This is a genomic window from Gilliamella sp. wkB72, from assembly GCF_001693745.1.
Taxonomy (GTDB): Bacteria; Pseudomonadota; Gammaproteobacteria; order Enterobacterales; family Orbaceae; genus Gilliamella; species Gilliamella apicola_E.
In genome coordinates, this window is sequence record NZ_LZEI01000006.1 from 369,050 (window position 1) to 383,077 (window position 14,028).

The 14,028-nt window shown below is 38.2% G+C and carries 10 protein-coding genes; 5 read left to right on the top strand and 5 right to left on the bottom strand.

Features of this window, described 5'->3' with window-relative positions:
* Nucleotides 1-26 precede the first annotated feature (26 nt).
* Entirely contained in the window at nt 27-671 is a 645-nt protein-coding gene (gene tenA / locus A9G07_RS03015; protein WP_065733966.1) for a thiaminase II, read from the top strand.
* Nucleotides 672-717: 46 nt separating this feature from the next.
* Here the strand turns inward: tenA and asnA are convergent, their stop codons facing one another.
* Nucleotides 718-1,710, bottom strand: coding sequence for an aspartate--ammonia ligase (gene asnA, locus A9G07_RS03020; RefSeq protein WP_065562623.1), 993 nt, complete (start codon nt 1,708-1,710; stop codon nt 718-720).
* Nucleotides 1,711-1,952: 242 nt separating this feature from the next.
* Nucleotides 1,953-2,366 carry a hypothetical protein gene (locus tag A9G07_RS03025; protein WP_065733967.1) on the bottom strand — a complete coding sequence of 138 codons (414 nt, stop codon included), beginning with the start codon at nt 2,364-2,366 and terminating at the stop codon, nt 1,953-1,955.
* A gap of 1,039 nt (nt 2,367-3,405) precedes the next feature.
* Here A9G07_RS03025 and A9G07_RS03035 point away from each other — a divergent pair.
* The 4 genes from A9G07_RS03035 (at nt 3,406) to A9G07_RS03050 (ending at nt 11,067) form a co-directional block, all read left to right on the top strand.
* Nucleotides 3,406-4,698 carry a hypothetical protein gene (locus A9G07_RS03035; RefSeq protein ID WP_141677461.1) on the top strand — a complete coding sequence of 431 codons (1,293 nt, stop codon included), beginning with the start codon at nt 3,406-3,408 and terminating at the stop codon, nt 4,696-4,698.
* Nucleotides 4,699-5,575: 877 nt separating this feature from the next.
* Nucleotides 5,576-6,829 carry a hypothetical protein gene (locus tag A9G07_RS03040; protein ID WP_065733970.1) on the top strand — a complete coding sequence of 418 codons (1,254 nt, stop codon included), beginning with the start codon at nt 5,576-5,578 and terminating at the stop codon, nt 6,827-6,829.
* A gap of 811 nt (nt 6,830-7,640) precedes the next feature.
* Complete coding sequence (locus A9G07_RS03045; protein ID WP_065733971.1) at nt 7,641-8,996, top strand: hypothetical protein; 1,356 nt, start codon at nt 7,641-7,643, stop codon at nt 8,994-8,996.
* 727 nt (nt 8,997-9,723) lie between these two features.
* Nucleotides 9,724-11,067 (top strand): hypothetical protein, encoded by a 1,344-nt coding sequence (locus tag A9G07_RS03050; RefSeq protein ID WP_065733972.1) that lies wholly within the window; start codon nt 9,724-9,726, stop codon nt 11,065-11,067.
* 191 nt (nt 11,068-11,258) lie between these two features.
* On the opposite strand, the gene allD is transcribed toward A9G07_RS03050, so the two are convergent.
* From allD to allE, 3 genes are read right to left on the bottom strand one after another with little or no spacing between them, the layout of a single operon-like run.
* Nucleotides 11,259-12,308, bottom strand: coding sequence for an ureidoglycolate dehydrogenase (allD, locus tag A9G07_RS03055; protein WP_065733973.1), 1,050 nt, complete (start codon nt 12,306-12,308; stop codon nt 11,259-11,261).
* 23 nt (nt 12,309-12,331) lie between these two features.
* Nucleotides 12,332-13,228: a carbamate kinase gene (locus A9G07_RS03060; protein ID WP_065733974.1), complete on the bottom strand. Its 897-nt coding sequence runs from the start codon at nt 13,226-13,228 to the stop codon at nt 12,332-12,334.
* 20 nt (nt 13,229-13,248) lie between these two features.
* Nucleotides 13,249-14,028, bottom strand: a complete 780-nt coding sequence (allE, locus tag A9G07_RS03065; protein ID WP_065733975.1) for a (S)-ureidoglycine aminohydrolase — start codon at nt 14,026-14,028, stop codon at nt 13,249-13,251.

A 14,028-nucleotide genomic window follows, 5' to 3' on the forward strand; every position in this document is an offset into this window, starting at 1 on the left:
GCGAATTTGTCAAAAAAGGAGTCATTATGCCATCATTTAACTCACTGATTGAATCAAGCGAGTGGAAACACTATATTCAACATGATTTTGTTCAACAATTAGGAAAAGGCACATTAGACTTAACCTGCTTTCAAAACTACCTTAAACAAGATTATCTTTTTTTAATCAACTTTTCCCGAGCTTGGGGACTTGCAGTATATAAAAGTCACGACATTGCTCAAATTCGGCAATCATTAGAGAGTTTAAAAACCATTGTTGAAGTTGAACTCGATCTGCATATTGAATATTGCAAAAAATGGCACATATCTGAATATGAACTAAGCACATTAAAGGAAGCCAAAGCCAATAGCGATTATACACGTTATGTGCTTGATATAGGATTACACGGCGATATATTAGATATACACATAGCAATGGCACCCTGTTTAATTGGGTATGGCATGATTGCCAATTGGATTCAAGGTTGGGACGAAAACAACCCATATCGCTCTTGGATTGAGATGTATGCCAGTAAGGAGTTCCAACAAGCAGTACAAAAAGAAATTGCTTGGATAGAACAACAATTACTTAATATTAGTGAAAACCGATTTAAACAATTAAGCCAAATATTTAAGCAAGCGACGCAATTGGAAATAAATTTTTGGCAAATGGCATTGGATAAAAGTGACTAGTAAACAGCATGTTTTACCAGTTTAGATAAAACATGCTGAGCATGAATTATAAAAGTTGTTGATAGTTTTGCTTGGTTACATCATCCCAAACACTTGCTTGGACTTGCCCAATATGATGTTGTTGTAAAAGCAACATAGTTAGTCGAGATTGTCCAATCCCGCCACCAATTGTCTGTAAAAAATCACCATTAGCTAATGCCTTATGCCAAGCATATTGCAGACGATCTTCATTATTGGTTAATTTTAATTGACGCTTTAACGTCTCAGGATCGACGCGAATACCCATTGACGAAATTTCAAAACCACTATTTAAAACTGGATTCCAAACTAAAATATCACCATTTAATCCTTTAGAACCCATCTCATTATCGCTACTCCAATCATCATAATCAGGGGCGCGCACATCGTGTTTTTCTTTATTTGACAAATCACCACCAATACCGATTAAAAATACTGCGCCTAACTCCTTAGTAATCGCGTTTTCGCGCTCTTTTGGTGACAAATTAGGATAACGTTTCAATAACTGCTCACTATCCATAAAAGTGATCGACTCTGGTAAAAAACAAGAAAGATGATATTTTTCTGAAACCACTTTTTCTGTAGCCTTAATAGCACTATAAATCTTCTCTACCGTCTGTTTTAAATAAGCAAGATTGCGATCTTCAGGACGAATCACTTTTTCCCAATCCCATTGATCGACATAAACAGAGTGAATAGGGGAGAGCTTATCTTCATCAGGGCGAAGCGCTTTCATATTGGTATAAATACCTTCACCAACTGGAAAATTATGTTGGCTCAAGATTTTGCGTTTCCATTTAGCGAGTGAATGAACCACTTCAAATTGTGCATCAGGAATACTCTTAATATTAACCTGTACCGCCTTCTCAGTCCCAGATAAATTATCCTGAACACCATCACCAATTTGACTTAAAAGTGGGGCTTGAACTTCAATTAGTGATAAATTATTAGCTAATTGCTCAGCAAAAAATTGTTTAACAAAATTGATCCGTTGTTGCTGCTCTTTAAATGATATCGTCATGTCTCATCTCAAAAAGTGAATGGGTTAGTGACGATAAATTAAACTAGAAAACAGAAATATGCAAGTTAGAACATATACGGACTTTTTATAAAACGCTAAGCACTATAATCAAATTCACGGATTTCCGATGCGGGCAAGGACTGCATCACACATTAAACGTAAAAAATGAAATTAAATTACCCAATAATACAATATATTAGGTAATTATGTTTCATCATATAGGTAAAAGATAATTGAGTTAATTATTGATTAAAATAGGTGGAAACAATATGGGTTAAATTTGGCTTTTGCCATTTTGCGATGAACACAAAATTAGGTACTATAAATGGATATCTTTTGTTTCCAGCCATAGTAAATTCAAATTTACTGGTAATCCAGCCTTTTTTGAACTTGAAATTTGAAATTGACGTCATTGGTATTCGAATAACATCATTCGTTAAATCTGCACCGAGAGTTAAGCCAATTAAAATAATTTCATCGGAATTAAAATAAATAAGGTAGTGTTTAATATCAAAAGCGGCTGCGCCCTGAAAAAGTGCAAATCTCCAAAGTTTTGGGTGGATAGAACCATAAATTATTGATGAGCTATTAAAATCGGGTAATTCAAGTTTTTCAAATAAGGCTTTTATTTTTTCTAGTTTTAACCCATCATTCATGTTAATACTCCCTAGCGTTGAAAATTTACTCTTAATTAAAACATTGTTTTTATTAAAAAATCGAAGATTGTAAGAAGTTGAGGGGATTGATTATAAAACTATTAAAAACTAATTAAAATAGAAATGTAGTAAGAGATCATAACTATCATATAGAAAAAATTCAGACTTACGAATGGATGAAATATGATCAAATAAGTTATTGCATAAAATCCTTTCGTAAAGGGAGAGGATATGTATTTAAAAATTAAATAGTCGAAGAAATCATAATAAGCGATTAAGCGGCTTAGCGACGTTTGAATTACCCGCGGGTTTATTTTTGAGGTTTCTATCGCAAAAAAAGTTGAGGAGCGGGGTTTTTGGGGTTCTAAATTCTGCTTTGCAATGTTGCCTCAGATAAATAATTCCGCTCTAACTATGGTGATTTTTAGAAACTCTTCTTTCCGTCAAAAAAGTTGAGGAGCGGGGTTTTTGAGGTTTTAAATGTCACTTAAAAATTATTAAATGATTAAAATTCCTGTTTTAAGCCCTAAAATAAAATTTTCAGGATCAATCGCTCTGATTATAAAGATTTGTAATGATGATATACTTAATTAAAACAATAGATAACCAATTGCAACTTAGATTATTTTTAGATCCAATTTACAAAAGTTAACACAAATGAGCGAAAAAAAGTGTTGCATCGTGTTTTTCCAATCACTATACTTTTTACACGGTTTTAGCTACGAGGCTAAAATTTGATATAAAAGTATAAAATTACAAATAAATCAAAAAATTACTTGACAAGGTAGTCCAAAATGCATTATAATTTTCAACAGGCAACAGGCAACAGGCAACCTGGCCAACCTATCTTTTAAATTCGTCTAAGTCCAGCACCCAGTTTAAATTTTTCACTGAAACTTATTTTTCCACGCAATCAAGTGAAATTCTGCGAATTTTCGCGCGATCGCTTCCGCGATCCTCTTCTCGATCTTTTTTTCGATCGTTTTCCGGATCCAGTTTTCGATCCTTTTCCGAATTATCCCGGCAGATTGTTTTTTTCGTGGTCTTTTTCCTTCCTTTTTCTGGTCACGCATTGACATCACAGACAACAGCAAATCAGATACAGGGTACTCCACCTTATCTGACTTTCGACGGTGGTCGTACACGTGCAGTTGATACTAATGGTCTGCTTGGGATTACACTATCTAACGGAGCTAATTACACGCCTTCTAATAATACTTCATCTACAACCCCAATCTCCTTGCCCGTTGAGGGTCAGAGTTTTGTTGATATAAGTATGTTCGTTCCTACTGTTACTAATTCAGTTTCTTTAAGTACACTTATCGGTCCTCCTAATAATTATTGGGGGGATGATGATGGTGATAGTGACGTTACTGCTACAGGTTCTTTAAGTTTATCTATCGTCGATAAAAGCGGTCAAACGGTATCACGTAGTACCGTGCCAGAGATTTGTAAGGCACCTTATAGGATTAAGTTATCTAGTACTAACGGTACATTATCTACTCGTTATGGCGTTCCTAATCGTAGTACTTTCAATGCTAGTAATGTGACTTATTACGTCAATCCTAAGGCTTCGCCTGTGGTTTGTTTTGCCAGACCTGATTTGACTTACGCTTCAGGTCAATATGCTGGCCCAGCTTCGATGTGGGACCCGGATAATGGTTTTATTCCTCAGTCAACTGCCCCATCATCTTACGGTAGAAACTTCCCTACAACTGGTGCTAATGGATTGTACTTTGACTTAGATATTAGAGGTGTTAGTCAGCCATTGTCTTGGTCTCCTGTTTCCCATGGAGGTATCACTGCTACTATGTCTAATCCTACTGCTACAAGCGTACGCGTTACTTTAAGTGGTCCTTACGCTACCCTATCCCAGCATAGTTCAGACAGTCCTGGTCCTATTTCTAAACCTACTTTGCCTCAGACATTCGAGTTGGTCGGTCGTGACAATAATGGTAATCCAATTGTTAAATATGGTTTTACTTTGAAGCAGTGGTTCGTCAACCGAAATAGTTATTTCACTAACGATCCTTCTGATATTTTATCTTGGTGTAATAGTATTGGTTATCGAATGCCTCGCGTAAACGATTTAACAAATTCAAATTATCGTCGTTTAGGCGCTACCCCGTTCTCACGTGGTAATTATTACCAGCGTAGAATTGGTTCAGGCTTTTTCACTGAGTGGGGTAGAATGTCTGGAAGCAATATCTTCGGTTGGTACTGGGCTAGTCGCACGGATGTTAGAGGCTCGGCTCTCGTGAGAACATACAACGGTGACGTGAGTTTTCCCCAGCGCAACTACGGCTACTACTGCCTTTGCTCCCATCCTTAGTTTTTATTTCTTCGTCCTTAATCCTTAGGCCGGGGGTGGGAGTGATAAAAAATAGTATTAGGTGATTAAAAGTAAGCTGACTCAAGGAGTCAACGTCGTTTAGCCATAAAAAGCGATTTTGCGGCTAAGCGATGTTTGAATTACCCGCCTCGGCGGGTTTATTTTTGAGGCGATTTTATCGCAAAAAAAGTTGAGGAGCGGGGTTTTTGGGATTCAAAATTTTGTTTTGCAATGTTGCCTCAAATAAATAATTCCGCTCTAAATATGGCACTCTTTAGTTATCGTGTTTTTCCATCAAAAAAGTTGAGGAACGGAGTTTTTGAGGTTCTCAATTTCACTTAAAAAATTATTAAAATATCAAAATCACTAAATTTCTAATCCAAAGCCCTAAAATAAAATTTTTGAGGATCAATTGCTCTAATTTCAAAGATTTGTAACTGCGATATATTCAATTAAAACAATAGTTAATCAGTTATAGCTTAGATCATTTTTAGATCTTATTTACAAAAGTTAACGTAAATGAGCGAAAAAAAGTGTTGCATCGTGTTTTTCCAATCACTATACTTTTTACACGGTTTTAGCTAATAGGCTAAAATTTGACAGAAAAGTATAAAATTGTAAATTAATCAAAAAATTACTTGACAGGATAGTCTAAAATGCATTATAATTTTCAACAGCCAACAGCCAACAGCCAACCTGCCAAACCTATCTTTTAAATTCGTCTAAGTCCAGCACCCAGTTTAAATTTTTCACTAAAACTTATTTTTCCACGCAATCAAGTGAAATTCTGCGAAATTTCGCGCGATCGCTTCCGCGATCCTTTTTCGGATCCTGTTTTCGATCCTTTCCCAAATTATCCCGGCAGATTGTTTTTTTTGTGGCTCTTTTCCTTCCTTTTTCCAGTCATGCATTAACTTCACAGACAACTAGGAATGCGATACAGGGTAGTGCACCTTATCTGACTTTCGACGGTGGTCGTACACGTGCGGTCGATGCTAACGGTCTGCTTGGGATTACGCTATCTAACGGAGCTAATTACACGCCTTCTAATAATACTTCATCTACAACCCCAATCGTCTTGCCGGTTGAGGGTCAGAGTTTTGCTGATATTCGTATGTTCGTCCCAACTAATACTAATTCAGTCGCTTTGAGTTCTCTTATTGGTCCTCCTAATAATTATTGGGGGGATGATGATGGTGATAGTGACGTTACTGTTACTGGTTCTTTAAGTTTATCTATCGTCGATAAAAGCGGTCAAACGGTATCACGTAGTACCGTGCCAGAGATTTGTAAGGCACCTTATAAGGTTACGTTATCCAGTACTGACGGTACATTATCTACTCGTTACGGATTTCCTAATCGTAGTACTTTCCGTGAAAGTAGTGTGACTTATTACGTAAATCCGACTGGTCCTGCTGTTTGTTTTGCAAAACCAGGTAGTTTGGCCAGGTCGACTTCGAGTTCGTCTTCAATGTGGCACCATGTTAATGGTTTTCTCACACAAAAAACAGACCCTCGCTATTACGGTCAAAACTTTCCTACAACTGGCGCTAATGGGCTGTACTTTGATTTACTCATTAGAGGTGTAAGTCAGCCATTGTCTTGGTCTCCTGTTTCTCTGGGTGGTATCACAGTCACAATGTCTAATCCTACAGCTACAAACGTTCGTGTTACTTTAACTGGTCCTAGCGCTAGTCTTTCTTTGCCTCAGACTTTCGAGTTGGTCGGTCGTGATACTAATGGTGCTCCTGTCGTCAAATATGGTTTTACTTTGAAGCAGTGGTTCTTCAACAGTCCTGCGAGGAGAAATTATTCTTCTGCTTTATCTTGGTGTAATAGTATTGGTCATCGTCTGCCTCGCGTAGAGGATTTAACCAATGCAGTTCGTACAGATGCAGTCGTACCTAGTGCCACCCCTTCCTCACGGGGTAATTATTTTATGCGTCATATAGGTTCTGGTTTTTTAGCTGAGTGGGGTCGTATGCCTGATTATTCAGGCGCTGGCTTCAACAACTACTACGTTTGGTACTGGACTAGTGACCTGCGTGGTGATGAACACTTTTCCGTGGGCATAAAAGACGGTTACGTGCGTTGGAACTTCTACGAAAACTCCACACTTTGCTCCTCTTAGTTTTTATTCCTTCGTCCTTAATCCTTAGGGCGGGGGTTGGAGTGATAAAAAATAGTATTAAGTGATTAAAAGTAAGCTGACTCAACGAGTCAACGTCGTTTAGCCATAAAAAGCGATTTTGCGGCTAAGCGATGTTTGAATTACCCGCCTCGGCGGGTTTATTTTTGAGGCGATTTTATCGCAAAAAAAGTTGAGGAGCGGGGTTTTTGAAGTTCTAAATTTCACTTAAAAATTATTAAATGATCCAAATCACTAAATTTCTAATTCAAAGCCCTAAAATAAAATTTTTGAGGATCAATCGCTATAATTTCAAAGATTTGTAATTGCAATATCTTTAATTAAAACATAAGTTAATCAAATGTCGGTTAGATCATTTTTAGATCCTATTTACAAAAGCTAACGTAAATGAGTGAAAAAAAGTGTTGCATCGTGTTTTTCCAATCACTATACTTTTTACACGGTTTTAGTTACAAGGCTAAAATTTGATATAAAAGTATAAAATTACAAATAAATCAAAAAATTACTTGACAGGGTAGTCCAAAATGCATTATAATTTTCAACAGGCAACAGGCAACAGGCAACCTGGCCAACCTATCTTTTAAATTCGTCTAAGTCCAGCACTCAGTTTAAATTTTTCACTAAAACTTATTTTTTCACGCAATCAAGTGAAATTCTGCGAATTTTCGCGCGATCGCTTCCGCGATCCTCTTCTCGATCTTTTTTCCGATCCTTTTTCCGGTCGTTTTCCGGATCCTCTTTCAGATCCTGTTTTCGATCATTTCCCAAATTATCCCGGCAGATTGTTTTTTTCGTGGCCTTTTTCCTTCCTTTTTCTGGTCACGCATTGACATCACAGACAACAGCAAATCAGATACAGGGTACTCCGCCTTATCTGACTTTCGACGGTGGTCGTACACGTGCGGTCGATGCTAACGGTCTGCTTGGGATTACGCTATCTAACGGAACTACATATACACCTTCAACCAATACTTCATCTTCTTCAAGACCTATCACCTTGCCGGTTGAGGGTCAGAGTTTTGCTGATATTCGTATGTTCGTCCCAACTAATACAAATTCAGTCGCTTTGAGTTCTCTTATCGGTCCTCCTAATAATTATTGGGGAGATGATGATGGTGATGCTGACGTTACTGCTACTGGTTCTTTAAGTTTATCTATCGTCAATAGAAGAGGACAACCAGTGTCACGTGATACTGTGTTAACAACATGTAATGATTCTGCACCCTATCGTGTAACATTATCCAGTACCAATGGCACATTAGCAACTCGTTACGGTTTTCCTAATCGTAGTACTTTCAGTGCCCGTAATGTGACTTATTACGTCAATCCAAAGCCTGGTTCCTCAGTTTGTGTCAAATTTACTAGACCGGCTTTAAATCTTGGTGGAGGTGATTATGCTGGTTGGCCTTCGATGTGGGACCCTGCTAAGGGTTTTATCCCTCAGTCAACTGATCCGTCACTTTACGGTAGAAACTTTCCTACAACTGGCGCTAATGGATTGTACTTTGATTTAGATATTAGTGGTAGTAGTCAGCCATTGTTTTGGTCTCCAGTTTCTCTGGGTGGTATCACAGTCACAATGTCTAATTCTACTGCTACAAGCGTACGCGTTACTTTAACTGGTCCTTATGCTGCCGAATCCCAGCATAATTCAGACAGTCCTAGTCCTATTTCTAAACCTACTTTGCCTCAGACTTTCGAGTTGGTCGGCCGTGATAATAATGGTAATCCAGTTGTTAAATATGGTTTTACTTTGAAGCAGTGGTTCGTCCACCGAGGTACTAACTATTACACTTATTCTAATACATTATCTTGGTGTAATAGTATTGGTTATCGTCTTCCTAAGATAAAGGATTTAACCAATGCATCTTGTCCGTCAGACGCCAACTATAATAACTGTCGTGGTTCAATCGGCGCCGAACCTGCCTCACTTCGTAATCATTATAGGCGTCATATAGGTTCTGGCTTTTTAACTGAGTGGGGTCGTATGACCGATTACTCAGGCGCTGGCTTCAACAGCCGCTATTGGTACTGGACTAGTAATCTGTATGATTATTATAGTCGCAGGTTTGTCGTGCGCGCAGAAGGCGGTGATATAAATAATAACTACGAAGGCGGCAACGAACCTGGGCTTTGTGTTTATCCTTAGTATTTATTTCTTCGTCCTTAATCCTTAGGTCGGGGTTGGGGGTGAGGAAAAATAGTATTAAGTGATTAAAAGTAAGCTAAGAGTCAATGTCGTTTAGCCATAAAAAAAGCGATTTTGTGGCTAAGCGACGCTTGAATTACCCGCGGGTTTATTTTTGCAGTTTCTATCGCAAAAAAAGTTGAGGAGCGGGGTTTTTGGGGTTCTAAATTTCACTTAAAAATTATTAAATGATCAAAATTCTTGTTTTAAGCCCTAAAATAAAATTTTCAGGATCAATTGCTCTAATTTTAAAGATTTGTAATTATAATATATTTAATTAAAACAATAGTTAATCAGTTATAATTTAGATCCTTTTTAGATCCTATTTACAAAAGTTAACGTAAATGAGCGAAAAAAAGTGTTGCATCGTGTTTTTCCAATCACTATACTTTTAAAAGGTTTTAGCTATAAGGCTAAAATTTGGCAATAAGTGTAAAAATGTAAATAAATCAAAAAATTACTTGACAGGATTGTCGAATATGTATTATAATTTCCAACAGGCAACAGGCAACAGGCAACTTGGCCAACCTATAATTTAAATTCGCCTAAGTTTAGTTTCCAGCATTTATCTTACAGTAGGTCTTATTTTTTCACACAATTATCCAGAATTCTGCGAATTTTCACGCAATCTTTTTTTCGATCCTTATTTCGATCCAATTTATCCCAGCAGATCTTTTTAGAGTTAACAGTGGTTCTTTTATTTCCTATTTCTTTCTCTAGCCATGCATTAACATCTAAAACGTCTAATGCTATCAATGGTAGTGCGCCGTATTTTTCTTTCGACGGTGGTCTCACTCGTATTATTGATAGTGAAGGTCTGTTTGGGATATCTTTATCTGATGGGACTCAATTTACCCCTTTAACCAATACTTCATCGACTACGTCAATAGAGCTACCTATTGCAGGTCAAAGTTTTGCTGATATTAACATGCTAGTGCCAACTGGTAGTAGTTCAATTGCCTTCAAGGAACTTATTTCTCCGCCTTATAATTATTGGGGCGATGATGATGGTGATGGTGATATTTCTGCTCATGGTTATTTAATGTTATCTATTTATGATAAAAATGATAAACAAGTATCACGTGATACTGTGCTTGATATTTGTAAGGCGCCTTATCGAATTAAATTAAGCAGTACTGGTGGTCAATTAGCAACACGCTATGGGGTTCCTAATCGTCGTACTTTTCAAAAGAGTTATGTCGAGTATTTCGTTAAGCCTAAGGCTTCATTTTCTGTGGTTTGTTTTGCTAGACCTAACCTGAGCGGAAGTACAACTTTTGCTGGTCCAGATTCTATATGGGATAAAAACACATTATCAGGGGGATTTATTCCTCAGTCATTTGTTTCATCATCTTACCATTTAAATTTTCCGACTACAGGTGCTCATGGTTTGTACTTTGATTTAGATGTTAGAGGTATTCAAGAGGTATTGTCATGGGCGACAGTTTCTCATGGTGGTATAACTGCGACAATGACAAACTCATCAAGGAAAGGCGTTCGTGTTACATTAACTGGTCCAGCCGCAAGTTTATCTCAGCATAGTTCTGACAATCCTGGCCGTATTTCTAAACCTAATTTACCTCAAACCTTTGAATTAGTAGGTAGAGGCAATAATGGTAACGTCGTTGTTAAATATGGATTCGTTTTAAAACAGTGGTTCGTCAACCGTGGTGATGTGTTTGCAACTTATCCTAATACATTATCTTGGTGTAATAATATTGGTTATGATATGCCTAAGGTAAAAGATTTAACCAATGCATCTTGCCAAGGTAGTAGTTCTGGCACAGCCTGTCAAGGTTCAGTCGGTGCTACCCCTTCATCATCTAATAATAGTTACCAGCGTCAAATTGGGGCAGGTTTTTTTACGGAATGGGGCTATATGGACAAGTACTTAAACGTTGGCTTTATAAACTACTGGTACTGGACTGGCGACTTAAATGGTAGCTATCCGTTTATCGTGTCATCGGACTTTGGGAGTGTGAGTTCAAACAACGACAAAAGACGCTATGGGCTTTGCTCTTCAAAACCTTAGCTTTTTGTTCTTATTTTGAGAATATATATAGAAAAATAGCATTTATTCCCTAAAAATTTTGGGTTCAAATTATTACTGTGGCTATAAAAGAAATATTGTTATTTTAAAGCGATAAGACATCCGCCTCATTTGAGGCGGATTTTTTAAGATGTTTAAAAAAGTTGAGGAGCGGGGTTTTTGAAACCTTGATATTATTCGGCAAATTTATTTTTATGATCATAACGATTGTAATGAATATCATCACTAATTAAATAATTATAGATATCATCAACTATCTCTATGCCATTTTTTAAGTAATCGGCTTCACGTTTTTTGCTTCTTTCGCCTGGAAAGAAGATTTCACTATTGCCTTTGGCTGGTTTGGTTTGTTTTAGTTGGTCAAGCATAGCTGACATGGTTTGTTTAAAGATATCGAGTCCAACAAAGTATTGTGGGTTGATTACAATATGCAGATGACCAAGGTTGCGACCTTGGGATAGATCCGCATACATTGATGAAACGTTTTTACCAAATGGTAAGCCAAGTAATATGCCTGAAAGTACATCGACCATCATCATTAGACCATAACCTTTGGCATCGGCTATTGGTAGTAGGGCATTTACTTTGTGGGGATCGGTTGTTGGTTCACCATGTTCATCAACCGCCCATGTTGGTGGAATGGAGGCGCCTTTTGATCTGGCGTATAAGACTTTTCCCCAAGCTTGGACAGTGGTTGCCATGTCAAATGAGACAATCCGTTCGTCGTTCGTTGGTGCTGCAAATGCGATTGGGTTGGTTCCAAAAAATTCTTCCGCGCCACCATATGGAACCGCCATTGGGTCAGATTGGCACATGGATATGGCGACTAAGTTTTGTTTAGCTGCCATTTCGGTAAAGTAACAAAGCGAGCCACTATGTGACATTCGACGAATTCCGACTACGGCAACGCCATTTTTCTTCGCCATTTCTATGGCTTTGTCCATACCAACTTTAGCGGCAACTAATCCGCATCCGTTATCAAAATCTAATATTGCTGATGATGGACCGGTTTCTTTATAGGTGACATTGGGGGAGTGAGTCATGCCTCCTTTTGCAATGCGTTCAGCATAATATTCAACTCGTACGGCGCCATGCGAGTGGATGCCTCGTGCATCGGCAAATGAAAGCGTATCGGCAGCAATATCGGCGTGCTCTTGAGTTAATCCAGCTTTATGTAGTTTTTTGGCAATTAAGTTGTGTAGTGTTTGTCTGTCTAGTCTCATTTTATCACTCCTATCTATAGTCGCTATTTGGTGATGATAGTGCCTTTTGTTTGTGCTAATAGCGATTCGATATCTGTTAAGTTGCCAATATAGGCGGTATTGCCAGTTTGTTCGACAAATTCAATAACGGATTTGATTTTTGGTCCCATAGCACCATCATCGATTGCCATTGGTTGTATTCGTTTGGTATCAACTTTGCCTAGAGCGGTTTGCTCAGGTGTGCCCCAGTTTTCATATACGGCGTCAGTATCGGTTAATATCATCAAGTGGTCAGCCTTTAGTTCGATTGCCAGTTGGGCAGCGCTATGATCTTTGTCGATAACCGCCTCGATACCTTGATAACCCGATTTATCTTTTATTACGGGAATTCCGCCCCCACCATTGCAGATGACGATGGTATCTTGGTTAATTAGCTCTTTGATGGTATTAAGTTCGATAATTTTTTTCGGTTTTGGGGATGCAACAACGCGTCTTAGGTATTTGCCATCTTGTTTAAATTGCCAACCATATTGGGCTTGTAGTTTTTGTTGTTCTTCAGGTTGATATACCGGACCTATAAATTTGGTTGGATCTTTGAATGATGGGTCGTTGCTGTCTACTTCGACTTGTGTTAATACGCAGGTAACTTGGTTGACATATTGCTGTAAGCTTCGCTGTATCATATACCCTAACATGCCTTGTGTTTGAGCAACAAGGACATCGAGCGGGTAGGCGGGTACGCTTGGGTAGCTGGCATTTTGTAGGGCAAGTAATCCAACTTGTGGTCCATTGCCGTGAACAATAACAAGTCGATATTTATTGGCTAATTTGGCAATAAATTGGGTCGTGCTGTTGATGTTTTGGTATTGGTTGTCAATAGAGAGTAATTCATTTCGTTTTGAAATCGCATTACCACCTAATGCAATAACTATTAGTTCCATACGGTGTCCTTTATTTTTGTTTAGATGTCCACATCCCGATGACAATCTTTTGAGTAGATATAACTCAGTGGTTGTTGGCCAACAGCGTAACACGCTTGTAGGGCATAGGCTCCCATAAAGATGTAGTCGTCTTTTTTAACCGGTATCCAGTGGTTATCAAGTAGGTACATACCTTCACCACTAAGTAAGTAGGCGCCATGTTCTTGTACATGGGTTTCGATATAGCCATGACTTGCACCCGGTAGGAAGGTAAGAATATGGAAGTTCATATCAAAACCGAGTTCTTTGGGTAGAAGGTCTTGTATAAATACGTTATCCATATTTTCATAATTCATGCGCTCTAGTTGTTGAATATGATTGGCAATCACACGTGTTTGATAACCTGAAATAGGGTTGTAGCGACGTTTGTACAGGAATAAACGTGATGAAGTGGTCATATTTTGTAAATAGAGTTTAACCCCAGCGGGGCAGTAGATGTAGCCACCAGTTTGTAAACGGTGTGATTGGTCATTGGCTTTTGCGTTGACGTCACCCTCTATCACATAGGCAAATACTTCAATATCATCATCCCCAAATCCTTGTAAGTTTTGACCACCTTGGTGCATGGTAACAAGGTAATCGACAAACGATGCCCCTAGTTTAGGTGTGGCTAAGATGGTGATGTCACAATTTTCAAAACCGGGAATGATATTTTTAACTAAGCCATCAGGCGGTATTAAGGCAAAATTATGACGTTTGATTATCGCACGGGACGCTAATAGGTCTTTTGGGTAGCCGATGTTGTTATTGATATATCCCAT